The sequence below is a fragment of the Nonomuraea glycinis genome (assembly GCF_014646515.1).
Taxonomy (GTDB): Bacteria; Actinomycetota; Actinomycetes; order Streptosporangiales; family Streptosporangiaceae; genus Nonomuraea; species Nonomuraea glycinis.
Map to the genome: position 1 here is coordinate 2,398 of NZ_BMNK01000007.1, position 21,080 is coordinate 23,477.

Consider the following 21,080-nt stretch of genomic DNA (forward strand, 5'->3'; position numbering starts at 1 on the left):
CTCGTAGTGATTTCCGTTCCGATCGTGGTGGTCGTCCTGAGGGTGCCTCGGGTGAGCGTCGGCCGTTCCGGGATCGGGATGACCGTGGCCCTCGTGGTGAGGGTGCCTCCGGCGGCGAGAGCCGGCCGTACCGGGATCGGGACGATCGTGGGCCGCAGCGTGGGGGTGGCGAGGGCCGGCCTCCGTTCCGTGGGCGGGACGATCGTGCGGGTTCCGCCGGTGGTGAGCGCCGGCCGTTCCGGGATCGGGACGATCGTGGGCCTCGGCGGGAAGGCGGGTATCAGGGCGGTAATGACCGTTCGCGGTCGTTCTCACGGGATTCGCGTGAGGAGCGTCCCGACAGTGGGACGCGGGCGAGGTACGGCAGGGACGACCGTGCGGCGGAGGCCCCGGCGCGCGAACCGTTGCCCGAGCTTGAGCCGGACATCACGGCTGACGAGCTCGACAAGGAAGTGCGTGAGGAGCTTCGGTCCCTGCCCAACGACCTGGCGGAGCTGGTCGGCCGGCACATGATCGCCGCCGAGCGTGCTCTCGAACAGGATGATCCCGACAAGGCGTACGAACACACCAAGGCGGCTCGTAGGTTCGCGGCCCGCATCGGCGTTGTACGTGAGGCGGCCGGCATCGTCGCCTACCGTGCGGGGCACTTCTCCGAGGCGCTGAGCGACCTGCGTGCCGCGCGGAGAATGACCGGCTCGGATGCGTACCTGCCGATCATGGCTGACTGCGAGCGGGGGATGGGCAGGCCGGAGCGGGCGCTGGACCTTGTGCGTTCGCGGGAGGCTGATCGTCTCGACCGGGCAGGCCGTATCGAGCTGTCGATCGTCGAATCTGGCGCTCGGCGCGACCTCGGGCAGCACGACGCCGCCGTCATCACCCTCCAGCGCCTGCCCGAACTGCGCGATTCGCAGCCGAAGCCCTGGTCCGCGCGGCTCGCCTACGCCTACGCTGACGCGCTGGCCGAGGCGGGGCACGAGGAGGCGGCCACGGACTGGTTCGGCAGGGCGATGGCCTTCGACGAGGACGGGGAGACGGAGGCCGCCGAGCGGTACGCCGAGCTGACCGGTACCGTCATCGAGGACGTCGAGGAGGAATTCGTCGACGACGATGACTCCGACGAGGCGTCCGTGGAGGAGGGTGACCTTCTCGAAGACTCGGCGGCGGAGGAGTCCGACGAGCTCGTCGACGAGTATCCGGAAGACGCCGAGCCGGGGATCGATCAGGACACTTCTGATTCGGTCGAGGTGACGGAAGTCGCCGCCGGCGATCTGGCGGACACTCCCGCTGAGGCTGGACCGGAGCGGGATGAAGTTCCGAGCGGCTCGAAGGATGCTGATCGAGGCGACGTCCTGGATGACCCGCGTGATGGGGAGCGGGACGACGCTCTGGACGATGGCCCTGATGCGAAGCAGGACGACGTTCAGGACGAGCCGCGCGATGCGGAGCGGGACGGCGTTCAAGATGGGGCGGAGGATGCCGGGTCGGGTGATCTTCTGGATGACCTGGAGGACGCCGAGTCGGACGAGGTCTCGGAGGTTGCCGGGTCGGGTGACTCGGAGGGCGATGTCTCTCCGGCTGCGCAGCCGGAGAAGGTCATGGAGCTTGGTGTTCCGAGCATCACCCCGGCTTTCATCGAGCCGGACTTCGGTGACATCCTCGACCAGCCCGACGAGGAGCCTCAGGACACCTCGAAGCGCGACAAGTAAGCCTTCATGCGGGTACGGCTCCCGTACCCGCATGAAGAGTTACGGCGTGACGCGGTCGAGCCAGTGCAGGATGCCCGCGACGTTCGAGGGAGCGCCGCTGAGGAGTTCGAGCTGCTCGGCCGCGCCGTCATCGGCGGCGAGCGCGCTGTAGCGCTCCTTGGTACGGTCGCGGACCATCGCGACGGCATGATCGAGGTCCATGCCCTCGGCGTGGGCCTGGCGGGTCAGATCCACCCAGATCTGGAGTTCTTCCGCGGATCGTTCGAGCGTTTCATGTACGGCATCAACCGGTCCGTAGTGGCTGAACAGCAGCCGCTGCGGACCGAGCGCCTCGAACAGGGCGATCGAGTTGAGTGCCGTCTGCAGGTCGAAGTCCGGTGGGGGCGTCGCGGGACGGAGGTCGCCGGTCTCGGGCAGGTAGACGCCCGCGGCGTCGCCGACATACAGGTCACCGGTGGCGGAATCGATCAGGCCCACGTGGTGCTTGGCGTGGCCGGGCGAGTAATGGCTGCTCAGTGTTCTGCCGTTGCCGAGATCGATGGCTCCGGTGTCGCCCAGTGCGACGATGCGTTCGGCTTCGGTGGGCGACAATTCCCCGAAAAGTGTGTCGAGGCGATCTCCCCACACCATGCGGGCGCTGGCCATCAAGCGGGACGGCTCGGCCAGGTGCCGCGCGCCCTTCTCATGTACGACCACCTGCGCAGACGGGAAAAATTTGGCGATATCGCCCACTCCGCCAGCGTGGTCCAGGTGGATGTGCGTGACCACCACCGTGGCGAGGTCCTCCGGGCCCACGCCCAGCGAGGCCAGCGCATCGCGCACCACCGGCGCGGACGTCGAGGTCCCGGTCTCCACCAGGCATGGGCGATCACCGAGGATCAGGTAGCCGGCGGTGATTCCGGTGTAGCCGGCCATCTTCGTGTCGATCTCATAGACGTCGCCGCCTAGCGCGGTGATGTTGTCCACAGGCACACTCCCGAGCAGCGTCGGCTATCCCCAGAACGGCGTTCGAGCCGAACCGGACTCCCTCTCATCGTAGAGAGTGATCTCCACCACGACATCAAGGGGAGGACGACAGTGGACCGCAACGAGGTCTTGCTGGTGGGGCGGCTGTCGGCGGCGGTGGAGGACCGGCGCCTGCCGAGCGGCGACATCATGACGAAATGGCGGCTGCTGGTGCGCCGCCGCAAGCACGGGCGCGTCGGAAGCCACACGGACAGCATCCCTTGCGTCACCTTCGACCCCGAGGCGGCCGAGCTCGTCCGGAATCTCAAGCCCCGAGACGCGATGGAGATCACCGGTGCCTTCCGCTGCCGGGTCTACGGCCCGACGGGGGCGAAGATCTGGTGTTACCAGGTGGAGGTGAGCACGGTCAGACCGCTCGAGGCCGAGCTCTTGCCTCAGGCGGAGTCCTTGGCCGAACCCGATCCGCCGGAGTCCTTGTGGCCCCGGCCAGTGGCTTATCTCGCTGATGCGAGTTGATGGCATGGGGGTGCGGTGGGTGGCGTACGGGCGTGCGTGAGGTCGGCCATCTGAGCCGGTGACGTTGAGGCCGGCCTGGTCGGCTGAGCCGGTGGCGCTGAGATCCACCGGGTCGGCTGGGCCGGTGGCGTTGAGGTCGGCTTGGCCGGCTGGGCCGGTGGCCGGGTGAGGGTGGTCCAGCCGGTGCGGGGTGGGGTCGGCTCAGTCGGTGGCGAAGGTGCGGAGGACGAGGCCTGTTCGGGGTTTTGGGCCGAAGGAGGTGGATTTGCGGGGGACCCGTTCGCCGCCCGCCGCGACTGCCAGCACGTCGTTCATGGCCAGCGGCTTGAGGATGACGGCGGTGCCGCCCGTGGTGATGGCCAGTCTCGCGGCGGCCTGAGCGTCGTGGTGCACGATGCGTACGGTCTGCTCGTTGTCCTCCAGGCCCCACACCTTCGGTAGGACGAACTCGGTGAGGATGGAGGTGTTCAGCGAGTTCCATCGGTCGGAGTGGTCGGCGGGCATGGCGAGGGCGAGCTGCACGGGATCAGGGTCGGTGATGAGGTGGACGCCTTCCTCGCCGGCCAGCAGGAATGCGGGCTCGCCGACGGCGCCGAGGGCGGCCAGGCCATGTTCGAGGTCCCCGTGATCGTGGACGCGCCAGGATCCCCTCGCCCGGGCGACCGCCTCCTCCAGGGGGAGGTCGGGGATGACCCGGTGGATCGCCTGGAGGTTCGGCGCGTACGTGGTGGAGTCCACGAGCAGGGCGAGGCCGAAGTCCCATGGGCTCGACTCACGCCGGCTCGGTCCGGGCTTCAGAGCGTCCGTACGGGGTGTGTCTTCTGAGGCCGGCGGGATCGTTTGCTCGGCTGGGGCGGGGGGTGCCGTGGTCGGCTGAGCTGCGGTGGGGGGTGCGGTGGTCGGCTGGGGTTCGGCGGAGGCTGCGGTGGTCTGGGTGAGGTGTTGCTGGCGCTGAAGGACGCGGTAGGTGGCGTATCTGTGGTGGCCGTCGGCGATGAGCGCTTGGCGGGGGTGGAGGTCGGCGTTGATGGCGTCGATCTCGGCCTGGTCGGTGATGCACCAGAGGCGGTGGGTCAGGTCATCTTCCGTGTGGGCGGTGATGAGGGGCGGGCGCGTTGCGGCCACCTCGTCCACCAGCGTCGTGGCCGCGCCGTGGTCGCCGTTGTAGAGGAGGAAGATGGGTTCGAGGTTGGCCTGGGTGGTGCTCATGAGCGCGAGGCGGTCCGTGATGGGGCCGGGGAGCACGTCCTCGTGCGGCAGGATGATGCGCTGCGCGGGATCGGTCAGGCCCACGTCCCCGATGAGTCCGCGCTGGAGGACGTCCTGGCCGCGCTGCTCGTAGACGTACAGGGCCGGCTGTTCGTCGCGGACGAGCACTCCGGACTTCAGCCAGGCCAGCAAGGTGTTGCGGGCCTCGCTGTACCGGGAGGGCGATGGGGCGGAGCCTTGGGGACGGTTAGGAGTTGTGTCGGTATTTGTCGCATCGGTTGGCTGGGGAGCCTCGGGGAGTTGCCGTACATGTTCGATGGGGGCGTCCGATGGGGGCGGGGCGGGAAGGATGAGACGGACGACGTTGTTGGGATGGGAGTCCAGCAAGGTGTGGGCGTCCCCGTTCGAAATCAGGTCGTACGGTGGGGAGGTCACCTTGGCGGGATCATCAACGGCGAAACGGACACCTCGGAACGGGCGTAGCACAAGCCCATCCGGTATCGGCAGTTCGGAAATCCCCATACCGGGCATGCTGCCATAAACCCTTGAGCCTTTCCGTAGTAGCCCCGACGCCACGACGGCGTCCGATTCCGCAGGAAATCGTCGTATGTCGAAGAAGGAGAGCTCACGTATGGTTCAGGGCGGAAACGTACACGATGACCCTTATGGGACCCCGGGTGGTGATGTCTACGACTGGTACCAGCGTGGGGTGAAGTTGTTGCAGGAAGGTAGTCCGGCTGCCGCCGCCGCGCTGCTGGAGCGGGCCGCCGTCGCTGAGCCCGACTCGCGCAGCATCCGGGAGGCGCTGGCCAGGGCGCAGTTCAACTCCCGGCAGTACGCCGAGGCGGCCAGCAGCTTCCGCCAGATCGTCGATGCGAACCCGGCGGAGGACTACGCCTATTTCGGGCTGGGGCTGTCGCTGTGGCGCACGGGTGACATCGAGGGGGCCCAGGAGCCGCTGGCCATCGCTGTGGCCATGCGCCCCGACGAGAACCACTACGTGTCGGCCTTGAAGAGTGTGCGCGCGACGCTGCGCGCGCGGCGGGAGATGTAGACCCGAGAGATTCTCGGCAGCGGCGCTTACGCAACGAGGGCAGCTTCGAAGGGCAAGCGGTTCCTGATCGCCGAGCTGACGCCGGAAGATGCCCGCCCACGAGTGAAGCCCTTGCGGTGAGCCTGCCTCCAGAGCATGCGCGCCCTCGCCTCCCAGACCCGACCGACCCACCCTGCCCCGACCAGGCCCTCACCCGACCGACCCCACCCCTGACCCGACCAGGCCCTCACCCGACCGACCCCACCCCTGACCCGACCAGGCCCTCACCCGACCGACCCCACCCCTGACCCGACCAGGCCCTCACCCGACCGACCCCACCCTGACCCGACCCGCCCCCGACCAGAAGAGAACTGGCCCGGCCTACCGGACAGGGTCGACCTGAGCCTGAACCGGGTCCTGAGCCCTAAGCGGGTGCCCAACCCGAACCGGGTCCCGAGCTTGAACCGGGGCGGTTCAGCGGGGTGTCCAACTCCGGTCCCGGCTTGGCGCGGCTGACGAGGTGGTGGGGAGAGCGTGGGTTCGGGTTGGGTCAGGGGGCGTGGCGGGTGGCGTTGGACAGGATGGCGTGCCGGTAGTACGTCGCCAGGCCGGGAGTCGTGCGGTCGATGGCGGCTGTGAAGCGCGGGTCCGTGACGTACAGCTCGGCGAGACCCCGGTGGATGTCGTACCCGCACGGATAGCACCAGCGGGTGATGTGCGCGCGGTGCTCCTCCGCCAGGTCCATCGCCTGCTCGCCGGTCGCCGGGGCGCCGGCCAGCATCAGGGCCGCCAGCCGGTCGGAGATGTCGGCCGCCTCGGCGGTGAAACGGGCCCAGTCCTGCTTGGTCATCGACCGGGTACGGGCGGCCGACTTCGTCCAGGCGTCGGTGCCGCCCCATCGCTGCTCCGCCTCGGTCGCGTACTCCTCCGGGGGGAAATCGCCAAAAAGCTCCGCCTTATCCTCTTGGGTGAGATTGAGTTCCATGGACATGGTCAGCCTCCTCATAGGTGGGTACGCCGCCGAGGCTAAGGTCTGACGCGACGTGAGAGTCAACGGAATGAGGCGCGGTGCTGATCGACGGCTACGACACCCTGCTACTGGACCTGGACGGGGTCGTCTATCTGGGTGATCGGGCGGTGCCGGGGGCGCCGCGGGCGTTGGAGGAGGCGCAGCGGCGTGGCGTGCGGCTGGCGTACGTGACCAACAACGCCTCGCGGACGCCCGCCGCGATCGCCGCGCACCTGCGCGCGCTGGGCGTGCCCGCGGGCAGTGCCGATGTCGTCACCTCGGCGCAGGCTGCGGCGCGGCTGGTCGCGGAGAGGGTTCCGGCGGGGTCGAACGTGCTGGTGGTGGGCGGGTCAGGGCTTCGGCTGGCGGTACGGGACCAGGGGCTCAGGCCGGTCAGCACGGCGGCGGACTCGCCTGTGGCGGTGGTCCAGGGGTTCGCGCCGGGATTGTCGTACGGGCTGCTCTCGGAGGGGGCGCTGGCCGTCCGGCAGGGGGCGCTGTTCGTGGCCTCCAACGGCGACAGCACGATGCCCACGGGGCGCGGGGAGCAGCCGGGCAACGGGTCGATGGTCCGGGTGATCGCCACGGCCACGGGGGTGGAGCCGGTGTACGCGGGTAAGCCCGATCCGCCGCTGCATCGCGAGTCGGTCATCCGTACCGGGGCGCGGCGGCCGCTGGTGGTGGGGGATCGGCTCGACACCGACATCGAGGGCGCCGTGAACGCGGGTGTCGACGGGCTGGCGGTGCTCACGGGCGTCTGCACTCCGCTCGACCTGCTCACGGCGCCTGCCCGGCGCAGGCCGACGTACGTGAGTGAGGATCTGTCCGCGCTCCTGCGGCCCTATCCAGAGGTACGGCACGGCGACTGCGGAGGCTGGCGGGCCGGGTGGGTGAACGGCTCGCTGCGCCTGGAGGGAGACGGCAGCCGGATCGACGGGCTGCGCGCCGCCTGCGACGCGGCCTGGGCCGAGGCGGGTGCGGGCAGCGCCGAGGAGGACGCGGTCAAGCCGGTGCTCGACCGCATCACCTGACACCGTCCACGGTCGATCGCCGTACCAGCTGAAGGTCGCGGGAGGCGGCACCGCAGGGGAGGGCGCCGGGCGGGCTGGGGGTGGCACGAGTGCCGCCGGGCAGCCTGGAGCTGGAGGTGGCGGGGGCGGCGCAGCTGGGTGGGCTGGAGGTCATAGGAGGCGGCGTAGGCGGAGGAGGTCGCCGAAGCTTGCGTCGATCTTCACCCGGCCGCCGAACAGCGCGCGGGCCAGGTCGAGCCGGCCGTCGGCCAGGGCGATCAGGTCGTCGCTGCCGATGGTGAGCTTGACGTCGGCCGGTTTGCCGTCGGCCGGAGCCTGCTCCAGGAACGGGTCCAGCCCTCCGTGGTGCAGGCGGCCGTAGAAGACGACGTCAAGGTCGGACAATCTGCAGCTGACCGTACGCTCGACCACATGCTTGGCCCGGTCCGCCTCGTCGATCTCGTCGAACTGGGCGACGAGCTTGACCAGTGCCGTCCGGCACTCCTCGACGCTTGCCATGGTGTTCCCTTCTGCCCTTTTACGGTCCGTAGCGTTCCACATCACGGTCGCTGGTACGAACCTCCAACGACTGACACCCCTTCCAAGGTCCCGGACGCTTCCGCGAGGCGTTACCGTCGTGTCATGAGTGAGCTGCCGGAGGAGACCGGCGACGAGCGGGTCGACGCGGTCCTCGCGGGGCTGGCCCGCCTGCCCGGGTTGCCGGTGAGCGACCACGTGGCGGTCTTCGACGAGGCGTTCTCCGGGCTGGAGGCCACCCTCGGCGCTGTGGACGCCCAGTGAGCCGCAGGCTCCGGCTCGACAGCGAGCTGGTACGCCGCGGCCTGGCCAGATCGCGGGAGCAGGCGGCCCAGCTCATCGAGACGGGCCGGGTCAGCGTGGGCGGCCGGCGCGCGGCCAAGCCCGCGACCCAGGTGGACACCGCGTCGGCCATCGTCGTGGCGGAGTCCGACGACGGGCCCGACTACGTCTCGCGTGGCGCGCACAAGCTGGTCGGGGCCTTGGACGCGTTCGGCGAGCTGTCGGTGGAGGGACGCCGCTGCCTGGACGCGGGTGCGTCCACCGGCGGGTTCACCGACGTGCTGCTGCGCCGCGGCGCCGCCGGCGTGCTCGCGGTCGACGTCGGCTACGGCCAGCTCGCCTGGCCGCTGCGCAGCGACGAGCGGGTGACGGTCATGGAGCGGGTCAACGTCCGCGATCTCACGCCCGATCAGGTCGGCGAGCCGCCGACGCTGATCGTCGGCGACCTGTCGTTCATCTCGCTGCGGCTGGTGCTGCCCGCCCTGGTGGCGGTCGCGGCACCGCGGGCGGACTTCGTGATGCTGGTGAAGCCCCAGTTCGAGGTGGGCAAGGAGCTCGTCGGAGCGGGTGGTGTGGTGCGCGATCCCGAGCTGCGGGCCGGCGCCGTGCGCGAGGCCGCCGCCAAGGCGCGGGAGCTGGGCCTGAGCGTGCGCGGGGTCGTCGCCAGCCCGCTGCCCGGACCGGCGGGCAATGTGGAATACCTGCTCTGGCTGGGCAAGGGTGAAGGCGAGCCGCCGGTCGCCGACCTCGAGACCGAGATCCGGCGGGCCGTGGCGGAAGGGCCGCAATGAACCGGACCGTGCTGGTCACCGTGCACACCGGACGGGAAGCCGCCATCGAGAGCGCCCGCCTGGTGATCGACCGGCTCCTCGATGCGGGCATTCGCGTCAAAGTGCTCGATGTGGAGGCGGGTGACCTCGGCTGCCATGGCGCGGAGGTGGTGACGGGCGAGCCCAGCGCCGTCAAAGACGCCGAGGTCATGATCGTGCTCGGCGGCGACGGGTCGCTGCTGCGCTCGGCCGAGCTCGCCAGGCCCACCGGCACCCCGCTGCTCGGCGTCAACCTCGGGCACGTCGGCTTCCTCGCCGAGGCCGAGGTCGCGGACCTGACCACCGCCGTCGACAGCGTGGTGGCGGGCCGCTACGACGTCGAGGAGCGCATGACCATCGACGTGCTCGCCAGGCAGAACGGCCAGATCATCGCCGACACCTGGGCGCTGAACGAGATCACCGTGGAGAAGCAGGACCGCATGCTGGAGGTGGTGGCCGAGATCGACGGCCACCCGCTGTCCCGCTGGGGCTGCGACGGTGTGATCTGCGCCACACCGACCGGCTCCACCGCCTATGCCTTCTCCGCGGGCGGTCCGGTGGTGTGGCCGGAGGTGGAGGCCATGCTCATGGTGCCGATCAGCGCGCACGCGCTGTTCGCCCGGCCGCTGGTCGTCTCGCCGCGCTCCACGCTCGCCGTCGAGATCCTCCCCGACACGCCCGGCGGGGTGCTGTGGTGCGACGGCCGCCGGCGCTTCGACCTGCCGTCGGGCGCACGGGTGGAGGTCCGGCGCGGCAGCGAGCCGGTACGGCTGGCCAGGCTGCACGGGGTGGAGAGCACCGGCGCGCCGTTCACCGACCGGTTGGTCGCCAAGTTCGAACTACCCGTTCAGGGGTGGCGCGGAAGGGTGCGACCCTGAGTCAATTGGTGAGCGAGCGCGTAGGATCACATGCGCACAGGTGTTCGGAACATGCCTGAGGCGTTCTGCCGAGCGCGTGATCATGAAACACGGAAGTGACGGGAGTGGGCAGTTGCGACCAAGGGTCGAGGAGGTCCGCATCCAGGGACTCGGCGTCATCGACGAGGCCGTGCTGGAGCTTTCGCCGGGCTTCAACGTGGTCACAGGCGAGACCGGTGCGGGCAAGACGATGGTCGTCACCGGGCTCGGACTGCTGTTCGGCGGCCGGGCCGACCCCTCGCGCATCCGTCCGGGCGCCGACAAGGCCACCATCGAGGGCACGCTCGTCATCGAGGGCGGCGGCCGCGTCGCCCAGCAGGTCGAGGACGTCGGTGGCGAGGTGGAGGGCGGCGAGCTCATCATCTCCCGCACCGTCTCCGCCGAGGGCAGGTCCAGAGCCTGGCTCGGCGGCCGCACCGTGCCGGTCGGCACCCTGACCTACCTCGCCGACGACCTGGTGGCCGTGCACGGGCAGATGGACCAGCAGCGCCTGCTGCAGCCCGCCAGACAGCGCGCCTCCCTCGACCGCTACGCCGGAAACGACCTGGTCAAGCCGCTGCGCGCCTACACGCAGACCTACAAGCGGCATAAGCAGGTCGCCGCGTTGCTCGACGAGCTCACCACCAGGGCCAGGGAGCGTTCGCAGGAGGCCGACCTGCTCCGGTTCGGCCTGCGGGAGGTCGAGAAGGTCGACCCGAAGGCGGGCGAGGACCAGGACCTGCTCGTCGAGGAGGAGCGGCTCTCGCACGCCGACGCCCTGCGCAGCGCCGCGACCACCGCCCACACGGCGCTGCTCGGCGACCCGATGGAGGCCACCGGCGGTGCGGATGACGTGATCTCGCTGCTGGGCGAGGCCCGCTCCGCCGTCGAGGCGGTGCGCGACTTCGACACCCAGCTCGCCGACATGGCCGACAGGCTCGCCGAGGCCGGCTACCTCATCGCCGACGTGGCCACCGACCTGGCAGCCTACGCCGAGTCGATCGAGAGCGACCCCGCCCGGCTGGCCGCCGTACAGGAGCGGCGCTCGGTGCTGACCGGGCTCATCAGGAAGTACGGCGAGGACAGCGCGTCGGTCCTGGCCTGGGCGCAGGAGGCCGCAGGCCGGCTGACCGAGCTCGAGGGCGACGACGAGCGCATCGGCGAGCTGACCCGCGAGCTCGAGGAGCTGACCGAGCGCCTGACCGAGCAGGCCGCCGAGCTCACCCGGGTCCGGGTGGCGGCCGCCGAGCGGTTCGGCCGGGCCGTCACCGAGGAGCTCACCGCCCTGGCCATGCCGCACGCCCGGGTGACCGTCGAACTCTCCGAGGCGGCCGAGTTCGGCCCCGACGGCGTCGACGAGGTGGAGCTGCGGATGGCGGCCCATCCCGCCGCGCCGCCGCTGCCGCTCAACAAGGGCGCCTCGGGCGGCGAGCTGAGCCGGGTCATGCTCGCGATCGAGGTGGTGTTCGCCGGCGCCGACCCGGTGCCCACGTTCGTGTTCGACGAGGTCGACGCCGGAGTCGGCGGCAAGGCCGCGGTCGAGATCGGGCGCCGGCTCGCCCGGCTGGCCCGCACCGCGCAGGTGATCGTCGTCACCCACCTGCCGCAGGTCGCCGCCTTCGCCGACCAGCACCTGGTGGTGGAGAAGGCCGGGGACGGCAGCGTAGTGCGCAGCGGCGTCGTCACGCTCAATCACGAAGGTAGGGTCAAGGAGCTGTCACGCATGTTGGCCGGACTGGAGGACTCCGAGCTGGGCAGGGCACATGCGGAGGAACTGCTCGGCCTGGCCGCCAACGACCGGTGATCCTGCGTGACATAGTGGACACGCCCCGCAGTGCGTGGCCTCCTAAGTGATTCCCTCTGGCAGGATGGTCTTGATGAAGGTTCCGGGTAACAGGATGCCGGGCCTCCGCGGACGGAAGGTCAACGACCTTCCCGGTGTCACGGGTGTGGCGCGAATCGACCGGCGGACGAAGAGGCTCACCAAGCGCCTCAAGCCGGGCGAGATCGCGATCATTGACCACGTCGACGTGGACCGGGTCAGCGCGGAGGCACTGGTGTCATGCGAGGCCGCGGGCGTGGTCAACGTCGCCGCGGGCATCAGCGGTCGCTACCCCAACCTCGGCCCGCAGATCATCATCGAGGCCGGTGTCCCGTTCATCGACAACGCCAGCCAGGAGCTGTTCGAGCGGATCAAGGACGGCGACACCGTCCGGCTGCACGAGGGGGCCGTCTACGTCGGCGACGAGGTCGTCGGCAAGGGCGAAGCGCAGACTCCCGAAGCCGTCGAGGCCGCCATGGCCGAGGCCCGGGCCGGCCTGGCCGTGCAGATCGAGGCCTTCGCCGTCAACACGATGGAGTACGTCCGCGGTGAGGGCAAGCTGCTCATCGACGGGGTGGGAGTGCCGCCGATCCGCACGCCCATCGAGGGCAGGCACGCCCTCATCGTGGTGCGCGGCTATCACTACAAAGAAGACATCGCCACCCTGCGCCCCTACCTCAGGGAATACCGGCCGGTGCTCATCGGCGTCGACGGCGGCGCCGACGCGCTCCTGGAGGCCGGCTACCTGCCCGACGTGATCGTGGGCGACTTCGACTCTGTCTCCACCAAGGCGCTCACCTGCGGAGCCGAGCTCATCGTGCATGCTTACCGGGACGGCCGGGCGCCCGGCCTGGAGCGGGTCCACCAGCTCGGCCGCGACGCCGTGATCTTCCCGTCGACCGGCACCAGCGAGGACATCGCGATGCTGCTGGCCGACGACAAGGGCGCCGAGCTGATCGTGGCCGTCGGCACCCACGGCACGCTGGAGGAGTTCCTCGACAAGGGCCGCTCCGGCATGGCCAGCACCTTCCTGACCCGGCTGCGCGTCGGCAGCAAGCTCGTTGACGCCAAGGGCGTGAGCATGCTCTACCGCAGCCGCATCTCCACCCCGCAGCTGCTGTTGCTGGCGATCACCGCGCTGATCACGATGGGTGTCGCGCTCGCGCTGTCGCCGCTCGGCCAGACCTGGCTGAACGGCCTGCAAGATATCTGGAACTCCTTCATCTTCTGGTTGGTCGGGCTCTTCTCGTGATCGATTTTCGCTATCACCTCGTCTCCATCGTCGCCATCTTCCTGGCGCTGGCCGTGGGCATCGTTCTCGGCACCACGCTGCTGGAGAATCCCGCGATCAGGTCGGCCGAGGAGTTGACGCGCCAGCTCACCGCCGACAAGCAGGAGCAGCGCGGGCAGATCGACGAGCTGCTGAGACGCAACCAGGCCACCGACTCGTTCGTGACCACCCTCACCCCGAAGCTCGTCGAGGGTGAGCTCGCCGGCGAGCAGGTGCTGCTGGTGGAGGCGCCGGGCGTCAACGCCAGCATGCGCGAGGCCGAGCAGGAGATGCTCACCACGGCCGGCGCCGTGATCACCGGCCGCCTGTCGCTGGCCGACAGATACTTCGACCCCAAGAGCGCGGGCGTGCTCGACGGCCTGGTCAACCAGCTCAAACCCGCCGAGATGACGTTCGCTACGACGGCCACCACGCATGACAAGGCCGCCACCCTGATCGCCGCCACCGTCATGACCGCCGACCAGGCCCAGGTGGGCGTCGCCGACCAGACGGCCGAGGCCGTGCTCACCGGCCTGGAGACGGGTGGGTTCCTCGACCTCGACGGCGACCCTGGCAAGCGGGCCACCCTCGCGGTGATGCTCGCGCCGGAGACCCCCTTCGAAGGCGACGGCGCACCGGCCCAGGCCGCGGCCTTCACCACGCTCGCCGGCGGGCTGGACGCCGGCGGCAAGGGCGTGGTGATCGCAGGGCCGCCCACCTCCGCCGCCGCCGGCGGCGTGATCACCTCGTTGCGCGAGGACGCCGAGCTCGCCAAGCGGGTCTCCAGCGTCGACCGGGTCGATCTGCCTGAGGGCCGGGTCGTGACCGTCTATGCTCTGCGGGAGCAAGTGAGCGGGGGCGCCGGACAATACGGCACCGGCCAGGGGGTCAGCGCGTTCCAGCCCGTGGAGCCGACCCCGACCCCGTCATCCACCGAGTCAGGGAGCTGACATGGCCCGTGGCCTGCTCTACGCCCTCGCCGGCGCCACGCTCGGCGCCGCCGCGGCCCGCGCCGCCTACACCGCCTTCACCCGGGACAGGGACACGGGCAGTCGCTGGGCCCGCAAGAACCACCGGGGCGAGCCCATCACGCTGCTGGAAGGCCCCGCGTTCGTGGCCGGGGCCGGCGCGGCCGCCGCGATGGCGCCCGGTCTGCCGCCCCGGGTGCGGATGGCCGCCCTGCTCGCGGGCGCGGGCAGTGGAGCGCTGGGCGCCTACGACGACCTGTACGGGACGACCTCGTCCAAGGGCTTCAAGGGGCACCTGACGGCGCTCGCGCGCGGCGAGGTCACCAGCGGTGCCGTCAAGATCCTCGGGATCGGCGCGACCGGCCTCGCCGCCGCCGCCCTGGTCTCCCGCGGCCCGGTCGACACGATGGTCAACGGCGCCGCCATCGCCGGGGCCGCCAACCTGGCCAACCTGTTCGACCTGCGCCCCGGCCGGGCCATCAAGGTCGGGCTGCTCACCGGCGGGCCCCTGCTCGTGGCCGCCGTCGTCCGTGACGCGCCGATGACGGCGGCGCTGGCCGCGGTGCCGCTGGGCGCCGCCGCCGCACTGCTGCCCGAGGACCTCGGCGAGCAGGCGATGCTCGGCGACGCCGGCGCCAACGCCCTGGGCGCCCTGCTCGGCCTCGCCGCCGTGACCCAGCTCGGCCGCCCCGGCAGGCTGGTCCTGCTCGGCACCGTGGCGGCGCTCACCGCCGCCTCGGAGAAGATCAGCTTCACCAAGGTCATCGCGGGCAACCCGGTGCTCAACCGGCTGGACATGCTGGGGCGCCGCCCCGTCGACCCCGTGTGAGGACCGTGCCCACCGTGATCGGGCGAATGTCAGGAGGAGTGTGACGTCCCGGCTCGCGCGCGGCGTGGCAGGAGGCGCGCTGCTCATCGGGGCGATCACCGTCCTGGCCCGCATCACGGGCTTCGCCAAGCAGTACGCCCTCGCCCAGACCGTCGGCACCAACTGCCTGTCCTCGGCCTACTTCACGGCCAACCAGATCCCCAACATCGTCTTCGAGGTCGTCATCGGCGGGGCGCTGGCCGGGATGGTGGTGCCGGTCCTGGCCGGCTCGGCGGCCGGAGTGACCGAGCCCGGGTCCGGCCGCGACCGGGTGGGGCGGATCACCTCGGCCCTGCTGACCTGGGTGCTCGTGGTGCTCGTCCCGGTGGCCGTGCTCACCGCGCTGCTGGCGGGGCCGATCGTCGGCCTGTTCAGCGTGGACGGGTGCGAGGCGTCGGCGGTGAACGCCGTCGCGACCCGGATGCTGGTCGTCTTCGCGCCGCAGATCCCCCTGTACGGCGTGGCCGTCGTGCTCTACGGCCTGCTCCAGTCGCACAACAGGTTCGCCGGGCCCGCCGTCGCGCCGCTCGTGTCCAGCATCGTGGTCATTGTCGGCTACCTGCTGTTCGTGCCGCTCAGCGACGGCACGGTGGACCCCGGCCAGGTCCCGAGGGCCGCCGAGCTCGCGCTGTCCATCGGGACCAGCCTCGGCGTGCTGGCGCTCGTCCTCACCGTCGTCGGCCCCACCGCCCGGCTGGGGCTGCGATGGCGGCCCACGCTGCGCTTCCCCGAAGGGGTGGCCGGGCAGGTGCGCAGGCTCGCCCTGGCCGGGATCGCCGCGCTCCTGGCCCAGCAGGCCGCCATGGTGGTCGTGCTGGCCCTGTCCAACAAGGTGATCGGCGGGGGCGCGCTGGCGGCCTACAACTACGCGTGGGCCATCTACCTGGTGCCCTACGCGGTGCTGGCCGTACCGATCGCCACCAGTGCGTTTCCCAGGCTGTCCGCGCAGGCGGAGGGGGGCGAGACGGAGGCGTTCTCGGCGCTCGCGGCGAGCACCACGCGCGCGGTCGTGCTGGTGTCGGGGGTGGCGGCCGGGATGCTCGTCGCCGCGTCCGAGCCGGGTTCGGTGGTGTTCCTGGGCAGCAGCGAGACCACCGTGTCGCCGGTCGAGCTGGCCCGGACGGTCGCGCTGTTCGCGCCGGGGTTGATCGGATACGGGCTCATCGCCCACCTGAGCCGGGTGCTGTACGCCCTCGGGCGGGGCCGGGCCGCCGCGGCCGGGACGGTGCTGGGGTGGGGGGTGGTGATGATGGCGCAGACCGCGTTCGCGCTGGCGTTTCCCACCGGGTGGCAGATCGCGGGGATGGCGCTGGGGATGACCGCCGGGATGACCGTGGGCGGGGGAGTGCTGCTGTTCTTCGTGGTGCGGGCGCGGGGCAGGGCCGCGATGGCCGGGCTGGGCCGGGCGGGGGCCGCCGCCGTCGTGGGGGGCGCGGCCGGGTTCGGGGCGGGGGCCGCCGTGGCGAGCGCGTTCGGGGCGACGGGGACGTGGGCGAACGTGGGGGCGACGCTGCTGGCCGCCGTGCTGGCGCTGGCCGTGGGAGGCGGTGTCGTGATTCTGCTGGACCGGGCCGACGCCAGGATGGTGGCCGACGCGCTCGGCAAGCGCGGAGGGTGATGAGACTGGGCGAGGGCTCGTGCGGGCGGAGGCCCGTGCGCTGGGTGGATGCCTGTCAGCCCGGGGAGAGGCTCATCAGACCAGGCGGAGGCCTATGCACCGGGCGGAAGCCGGGCAGTCCGGGCGGAGGTCTTTGCGGCTAGGGGGAGTCCGCCCGTCTGGGAAGAGCTTGGTGGGGCTTAGCCGGGGGTGCGCGGCTCAGCGGGGGCTTGTGAGGGTGGAGGCGGGGGTGGTGACGGTTGGTCGAGAGGGAGGAGTGGCTGTGCGGGTGGCTTTCGTGCTGGGCACCACGTCAGGAGGTACCGGGCGGCATGTGCTGATGCTGGCCGGTGGCCTGGCGCGGCTCGGGCATCGCGTGCTGGTGGTGGGGCCGCGCAGCGTGGAGGAGCGGTTCGGGTTCGGCGCGGTGGGAGCCCGGTTCGCGGAGGTGCGCGTCTCCGAGCGGCCGGATCCGGTCAACGACCTGCGGACGGTTCTGGCGATCAGACGTCTGACCAGGGGGGCCGACGTGGTGCACGCCCACGGGCTGCGCGCCGGGGCGCTGGCCGGGCTGGCATGGCGGGGCGGAGCGGGGCTGCTGGTTCGCCGGGGTACGCCGAGGCTGCCGGTGCGGCAGGGTGCGCCGGGGCCGGCGGTTCGGCGGGGTGGCCCGGGGCTGGTTGTCACCCTGCACAACGCGCTCACCGCCGGGGGCGCCGTCGGGGCGGTCTACGGGGTGCTGGAGCGGATCGTGGCGCGGCTGGCCGATCAGGTTCTGGTCGTCTCGCCCGATCTGGGAGAGCGGATGCGTGCGCTCGGCGCCCGGGATGTGCGCCCGGCGGTGGTGCCCGCGCCGGTACCGCGCGCCGCCCGGCGCTCCCCGGCCGAGGTGCGGGCGGAACTGGGGGCGGGGGAGCGGCCCATCGTGCTCACGATCGCCAGGCTCGCCCAGCAGAAAGGGCTCGAAGGCCTCTTGGACGCCGCCGCGGGCCCGTGGCCGGGCGGGCGGGAGCCGCTCTTCGTGATCGCCGGGGAAGGGCCGTTGCGCCCCGCCTTGCAGCGCAGGATCGACGACGAGCGGCTGCCCGTGCTCCTGCCGGGCAACCGGGACGACGTACCCGACCTGCTCGCCGCCGCCACCGTGGCCGTCTGGGCCAGCAGGTGGGAGGGGCAGCCGCTGAGCCTCAGTGAGACCCTCATGGCCGGGCGGCCGGTCGTCGCCACGGCCGTCGGCGGGGTCCCCGAGCTCGTCGGCGACGCCGGGGTGCTGGTGCCCTACGGGGACGTGCACGCGCTGCGGAGTGCCGTACACGAGGTGATCGCGGATCCGGCGGCGGCGGCGCGGTGGGCGGCGGCGGCGGCGCGGCGCGGCGCGGAGTTGCCGGGGGAGGACGATGCCGTCAGGAGCGTCCTGGATGTCTATGAGCGGTCAGATCGAAGCCCTGATTAGGTGCGGCATACGCGTTCTCGTATACTGCGTGCGTTAAGGGAGGGGAGTATCCCTTCGCGGCAGCCTCGTCATCACGGTGTAGTCCCACTCCACGGGGCCCCCGGGGCTGCCGGTCCGCGTGTCAGGCGGGCGGGAGAGACCTCCGGCAATCCGCCGTGTATGCCGGAGGTAAAGCAACGTGAGCGAACCATGGTGGGCTTGGGCTGTCGTCATCGGCGGGCTTCTGCTCGTGTTGGCGATCGACCTGTGGATTGTTGATCGCGGTGAAGCCCGCGAGTTCTCGATGCGGCAGGCCGGTTACTGGGTCTCCTTCTACATCGCGCTGGCCGCGATCTTCGGCGTAATCCTCTGGATGACAGCGGGACCGGTGAAAGCCGGCGAGTTCTTCGCCGGATATATCACCGAATACAGCCTCAGCGTCGACAACCTGTTCGTCTTCTTCATCATCATGAGCCGGTTCGCCGTGCCCAAGGCCTATCAGCACAAGGTGCTGCTCGTCGGCATCCTGCTCGCCCTGGTCATGCGCGGCATCTTCATCGCGGTCGGCGCGGTCGCGCTTGAGCGGTTCAGCTGGCTGTTCTACGTTTTCGGCGCCTTCCTGGTCTACACGGCGGTCAACATCATCCGCCAGCACCTCAAGGGCGAAGAGGAACAGGTCAACGAGAACCTGTTGCTCCGCTGGGCGCGCAAGACCTTCCCCACCACGGAGACCTACGTCGGCTCCAAGGTCACCGTCAAGATCGACGGCAGGCGCATGGTCACCCCCATGCTGATCGTCATGATCGCCATCGGCAGCACCGACCTGCTGTTCGCGCTCGACTCGATTCCGGCGATCTTCGGGCTCACCACGGATCCGTTCATCGTCTTCACCGCCAATGCGTTCGCCCTGATGGGACTGCGTCAGCTGTACTTCCTCCTGGGCGGGCTACTGCAGCGACTCGTGTACATCAGCTATGGTTTGGCGTTCATCCTGGGGTTCATCGGGGTTAAGCTGGTATTGGAAGCTCTGCACGCCAGTGGGGTTTCCTGGGCACCGCAGATCCCCATCTGGGTGTCGCTCACGGTCATCGGCGTCACCATGGTGGTCACAACCGTGGCGAGCCTGGTCAAGTCCCGCATTGACGCGCGTAAGAGCGAGCAAACCCCATCGGAGCAGGTCTAGCGGAATGGCTTTCGGGGCGCTTTGCTTGTGTAGTTGCGTCGTGTCATAGTTGCGTGTTCTGTAACATCACGGCAAAGCGCCTCAGTCCTAGTCACCACCGAAGGTTGTACGTGTCAGTCGATTCTGCTAAGTCGGGCCGTGTAAGGCTCGCACGCGGGGTCTCCCCGTGGCTCCTCCCGACGGTGGCCACGGCGGCCGCCACCGCGCTTCTGACGCGACGGGATCGCCGGTGGGCGCTCGCGGCAGTGCCGCTGGGCGCGTTGACCGGTGCGATGCTCTGGTTCTTCCGCGACCCCGACCGCAGCGCGGGCGAGGGCCGGATCCTGGCACCCGCCGACGGCGTCGTGCAGAGCGTCGATCCATGGCCGGACGGCCGCACCCGGGTCGCGATCTTCATGAGCCCGCTGAACGTTCACGTCAACCGGGCACCCCTTGCGGGAAATGTCGCATCCGTGCAGCATGTGCCAGGTGGGTTCCTGCCGGCTTTCAACAAGGACAGCGACCAGAACGAGCGCGTGGTGTGGCATTTCGAGACCGCACTCGGTGACATCGAGATGGTGCAGATCGCGGGCGCGGTGGCGCGCAGGATCGTGCCGTACGTGAGCGCCGGAGCGAAGGTCGCGCGCGCCGAGAGGATCGGGCTCATCCGGTTCGGATCGAGGGTCGACATCTACCTTCCCGAAGGGATCTCCCCCGCGGTTTCCGTGGGCGAGAAGACGGTTGCGGGGGTGACCAGAATTGACCACGGCTGACGCCGGCGGCTGGCAGGCCGAAGAGGAAGAGCCTCGCGGTCCTGTCGGAAAGGCGTTCCGCCTGTCCGCCGCAGACTCCTTGTCCTTGGGCAACGCGCTGTGTGGATTCCTCGCCGTATGCGTGCTGGCCGCCTCGGCGATCGAGGCCCTCAAGACGGACGGCAACTTCAAGCCCGCTCCCAGCTACTTCGCCACGGCGGTGGTGCTCCTGCTCATCGGCGCCACCTGCGACCTGTTCGACGGCCTGGTCGCGCGGCGCTTCCGCGCCTCCGCCATGGGCGCCGAGCTCGACAACCTCGCCGACGTCATCAGCTTCGGGTTCGCGCCCGCGTTCATGATCGTGATCTGGGGTGGGTTCACCGACGACCTGCCCTTCGCGGCGGTGGTGGGCGCCGCCGCGGCCCTGCTCGTCGCCGGGGTCGTACGCCTGGCGCGGTTCGCCTGCGTCAAGACCAAGAGCGGCGACTTCATGGGCTTGCCCATCCCGATGGGCGCGATGACCGTGATCTCGATCGTGCTGCTGTTCGAGCCGGGCATCTGGTCGCTGCTGGCCGTGCTGGGCGTGGCCTGGCTGATGGTCAGCCGCATCGAGTACCCCAAGCCGAAGGGGCAGCTCGCGGCCGTCGTCCTCGCCTGGATCATGGTGAACGTCGCGTTCCTCACCTTCTGGGTCGCCTGGCCCGAAGGCGGCGACATGCCCATCAAGATCGGTGCGACCATGCAGATCGCGCTGGTCGCCGCCATTCCGCTGCGCGTGCTGTTCTACAAGCGCGAACTCCGCCGGGAGGCGGAGCGCATCGGCTCCTGACCACTGCGGATTTCGATCGGATGGCATCGCGAGGGGCAGGATTTTCGCGGTGACATCCGCTTTGATGGAGACATGCCGGCCACGCCCCGTGAGCACACCCGAACGTACTTCCTCGGCAAGCTGGCCGTGGAGCTGGAGCGGCACGGGCTGACCACCACCCTGCGCGCCGACCCGCCCGCGCTGCGGATCAGCCATCCCGACACGGCGCTGCTCGCCGAGACCGTGGACTGTGTGCCCCTGCCTGACGGGTGGTTCTACCGGTGGTCGTGGGGCGAGCTGGTGGGGGTGGCCGACGATCCCGCGCTGGCCGCCACCCGGATCGTGCACGTACTCGGCCGCCGCTGATTCGTACCCGCTGGTGGCGGTAGGGCTTCCATGGGGGCGCCCGCTGATCCGTACCTGCCCGTCGC

21 protein-coding genes are annotated in these 21,080 nt (G+C 70.4%); 17 read left to right on the forward strand and 4 right to left on the reverse strand.

The window, feature by feature from the left end; translation table 11 throughout:
- The first annotated feature begins 404 nt into the window (after nt 1-404).
- Complete coding sequence (locus IEY87_RS20500) at nt 405-1,706, forward strand: tetratricopeptide repeat protein (RefSeq protein WP_189140340.1); 1,302 nt, start codon at nt 405-407, stop codon at nt 1,704-1,706.
- Nucleotides 1,707-1,745: 39 nt separating this feature from the next.
- On the opposite strand, the gene IEY87_RS20505 is transcribed toward IEY87_RS20500, so the two are convergent.
- Entirely contained in the window at nt 1,746-2,672 is a 927-nt protein-coding gene (locus IEY87_RS20505; protein ID WP_189140341.1) for an MBL fold metallo-hydrolase, read from the reverse strand.
- Between the two features lie 111 nt (nt 2,673-2,783).
- Between IEY87_RS20505 and IEY87_RS20510 the strand changes: the two genes are divergently transcribed.
- Nucleotides 2,784-3,188 carry a single-stranded DNA-binding protein gene (locus IEY87_RS20510; protein WP_189140342.1) on the forward strand — a complete coding sequence of 135 codons (405 nt, stop codon included), beginning with the start codon at nt 2,784-2,786 and terminating at the stop codon, nt 3,186-3,188.
- Nucleotides 3,189-3,389: 201 nt separating this feature from the next.
- Here the strand turns inward: IEY87_RS20510 and IEY87_RS20515 are convergent, their stop codons facing one another.
- On the reverse strand, nt 3,390-4,928 hold the full coding sequence (locus IEY87_RS20515) for a DUF1015 family protein (protein WP_308112947.1): 1,539 nt from the start codon (nt 4,926-4,928) through the stop codon (nt 3,390-3,392).
- 100 nt (nt 4,929-5,028) lie between these two features.
- Here IEY87_RS20515 and IEY87_RS20520 point away from each other — a divergent pair, with 100 nt between their 5' ends.
- Entirely contained in the window at nt 5,029-5,451 is a 423-nt protein-coding gene (locus IEY87_RS20520) for a tetratricopeptide repeat protein (RefSeq protein ID WP_189140344.1), read from the forward strand.
- A 529-nt stretch (nt 5,452-5,980) separates the two neighbouring features.
- On the opposite strand, the gene IEY87_RS20525 is transcribed toward IEY87_RS20520, so the two are convergent.
- Complete coding sequence (locus IEY87_RS20525) at nt 5,981-6,421, reverse strand: TipAS antibiotic-recognition domain-containing protein (protein ID WP_225277202.1); 441 nt, start codon at nt 6,419-6,421, stop codon at nt 5,981-5,983.
- Between the two features lie 77 nt (nt 6,422-6,498).
- Between IEY87_RS20525 and IEY87_RS20530 the strand changes: the two genes are divergently transcribed.
- Nucleotides 6,499-7,470: an HAD-IIA family hydrolase gene (locus IEY87_RS20530; RefSeq protein WP_189140346.1), complete on the forward strand. Its 972-nt coding sequence runs from the start codon at nt 6,499-6,501 to the stop codon at nt 7,468-7,470.
- A 150-nt stretch (nt 7,471-7,620) separates the two neighbouring features.
- Here IEY87_RS20530 and IEY87_RS20535 read toward each other — a convergent pair whose 3' ends face one another.
- Nucleotides 7,621-7,968, reverse strand: coding sequence for an SCP2 sterol-binding domain-containing protein (locus tag IEY87_RS20535; RefSeq protein ID WP_189140347.1), 348 nt, complete (start codon nt 7,966-7,968; stop codon nt 7,621-7,623).
- Nucleotides 7,969-8,091: 123 nt separating this feature from the next.
- On the opposite strand from IEY87_RS20535, the gene IEY87_RS20540 reads away from it, so the two are divergent.
- The 13 genes from IEY87_RS20540 to IEY87_RS20600 all read left to right on the forward strand — a co-directional run bounded on the left by IEY87_RS20540 (nt 8,092) and on the right by IEY87_RS20600 (nt 21,015).
- Nucleotides 8,092-8,250, forward strand: coding sequence for a hypothetical protein (locus IEY87_RS20540; protein WP_189140348.1), 159 nt, complete (start codon nt 8,092-8,094; stop codon nt 8,248-8,250).
- Nucleotides 8,247-9,059, forward strand: a complete 813-nt coding sequence (locus IEY87_RS20545) for a TlyA family RNA methyltransferase (RefSeq protein WP_189140349.1) — start codon at nt 8,247-8,249, stop codon at nt 9,057-9,059. The genes IEY87_RS20540 and IEY87_RS20545 overlap by 4 nt, the downstream gene beginning before the upstream one ends.
- Nucleotides 9,056-9,955, forward strand: a complete 900-nt coding sequence (locus tag IEY87_RS20550) for an NAD kinase (protein WP_189140350.1) — start codon at nt 9,056-9,058, stop codon at nt 9,953-9,955. The genes IEY87_RS20545 and IEY87_RS20550 overlap by 4 nt, the downstream gene beginning before the upstream one ends.
- Nucleotides 9,956-10,037: 82 nt before the next feature.
- Nucleotides 10,038-11,777 (forward strand): DNA repair protein RecN, encoded by a 1,740-nt coding sequence (recN, locus tag IEY87_RS20555; RefSeq protein WP_189140351.1) that lies wholly within the window; start codon nt 10,038-10,040, stop codon nt 11,775-11,777.
- Between the two features lie 73 nt (nt 11,778-11,850).
- Entirely contained in the window at nt 11,851-13,047 is a 1,197-nt protein-coding gene (gene steA, locus IEY87_RS20560; RefSeq protein WP_189140352.1) for a putative cytokinetic ring protein SteA, read from the forward strand.
- Nucleotides 13,044-14,015 (forward strand): copper transporter, encoded by a 972-nt coding sequence (locus tag IEY87_RS20565; protein ID WP_189140353.1) that lies wholly within the window; start codon nt 13,044-13,046, stop codon nt 14,013-14,015. Before steA ends, IEY87_RS20565 begins: the two co-directional genes overlap by 4 nt.
- 1 nt (nt 14,016) lies before the next feature.
- On the forward strand, nt 14,017-14,862 hold the full coding sequence (locus tag IEY87_RS20570) for a hypothetical protein (protein ID WP_189140354.1): 846 nt from the start codon (nt 14,017-14,019) through the stop codon (nt 14,860-14,862).
- 40 nt (nt 14,863-14,902) lie between these two features.
- Nucleotides 14,903-16,519: a murein biosynthesis integral membrane protein MurJ gene (murJ, locus tag IEY87_RS20575; protein WP_189140355.1), complete on the forward strand. Its 1,617-nt coding sequence runs from the start codon at nt 14,903-14,905 to the stop codon at nt 16,517-16,519.
- A 262-nt stretch (nt 16,520-16,781) separates the two neighbouring features.
- A complete protein-coding gene (locus IEY87_RS20580) occupies nt 16,782-17,948 on the forward strand; it encodes a glycosyltransferase family 4 protein (protein ID WP_225277203.1) in 1,167 nt (388 codons plus the stop codon).
- Nucleotides 17,949-18,126: 178 nt separating this feature from the next.
- Nucleotides 18,127-19,110 carry a TerC family protein gene (locus IEY87_RS20585; protein WP_189140357.1) on the forward strand — a complete coding sequence of 328 codons (984 nt, stop codon included), beginning with the start codon at nt 18,127-18,129 and terminating at the stop codon, nt 19,108-19,110.
- 110 nt (nt 19,111-19,220) lie between these two features.
- The gene (locus IEY87_RS20590) at nt 19,221-19,862 is read left to right on the forward strand and encodes a phosphatidylserine decarboxylase (RefSeq protein ID WP_189140358.1); all 642 of its coding nucleotides are present in this window, start codon (nt 19,221-19,223) and stop codon (nt 19,860-19,862) included.
- Nucleotides 19,849-20,670, forward strand: a complete 822-nt coding sequence (gene pssA / locus IEY87_RS20595; protein WP_189140359.1) for a CDP-diacylglycerol--serine O-phosphatidyltransferase — start codon at nt 19,849-19,851, stop codon at nt 20,668-20,670. Before IEY87_RS20590 ends, pssA begins: the two co-directional genes overlap by 14 nt.
- A 72-nt stretch (nt 20,671-20,742) precedes the next feature.
- Nucleotides 20,743-21,015, forward strand: a complete 273-nt coding sequence (locus IEY87_RS20600) for a hypothetical protein (RefSeq protein ID WP_189140360.1) — start codon at nt 20,743-20,745, stop codon at nt 21,013-21,015.
- The last annotated feature ends 65 nt before the right edge of the window (nt 21,016-21,080 follow it).

Bases quoted from the DNA above. Each gene is read 5' to 3' on its own strand.
- IEY87_RS20515 (WP_308112947.1), bottom strand. From the start codon at position 4,928: ATGCCCGGTATGGGGATTTCCGAACTGCCGATACCGGATGGGCTTGTG.
- IEY87_RS20520 (WP_189140344.1), top strand. From the start codon at position 5,029: ATGGTTCAGGGCGGAAACGTACACGATGACCCTTATGGGACCCCGGGT.
- IEY87_RS20525 (WP_225277202.1), bottom strand. From the start codon at position 6,421: ATGTCCATGGAACTCAATCTCACCCAAGAGGATAAGGCGGAGCTTTTT.
- IEY87_RS20535 (WP_189140347.1), bottom strand. From the start codon at position 7,968: ATGGCAAGCGTCGAGGAGTGCCGGACGGCACTGGTCAAGCTCGTCGCC.
- IEY87_RS20540 (WP_189140348.1), top strand. From the start codon at position 8,092: ATGAGTGAGCTGCCGGAGGAGACCGGCGACGAGCGGGTCGACGCGGTC.
- IEY87_RS20550 (WP_189140350.1), top strand. From the start codon at position 9,056: ATGAACCGGACCGTGCTGGTCACCGTGCACACCGGACGGGAAGCCGCC.
- recN (WP_189140351.1), top strand. From the start codon at position 10,038: ATGAAACACGGAAGTGACGGGAGTGGGCAGTTGCGACCAAGGGTCGAG.
- steA (WP_189140352.1), top strand. From the start codon at position 11,851: ATGAAGGTTCCGGGTAACAGGATGCCGGGCCTCCGCGGACGGAAGGTC.
- IEY87_RS20570 (WP_189140354.1), top strand. From the start codon at position 14,017: ATGGCCCGTGGCCTGCTCTACGCCCTCGCCGGCGCCACGCTCGGCGCC.
- IEY87_RS20600 (WP_189140360.1), top strand. From the start codon at position 20,743: ATGCCGGCCACGCCCCGTGAGCACACCCGAACGTACTTCCTCGGCAAG.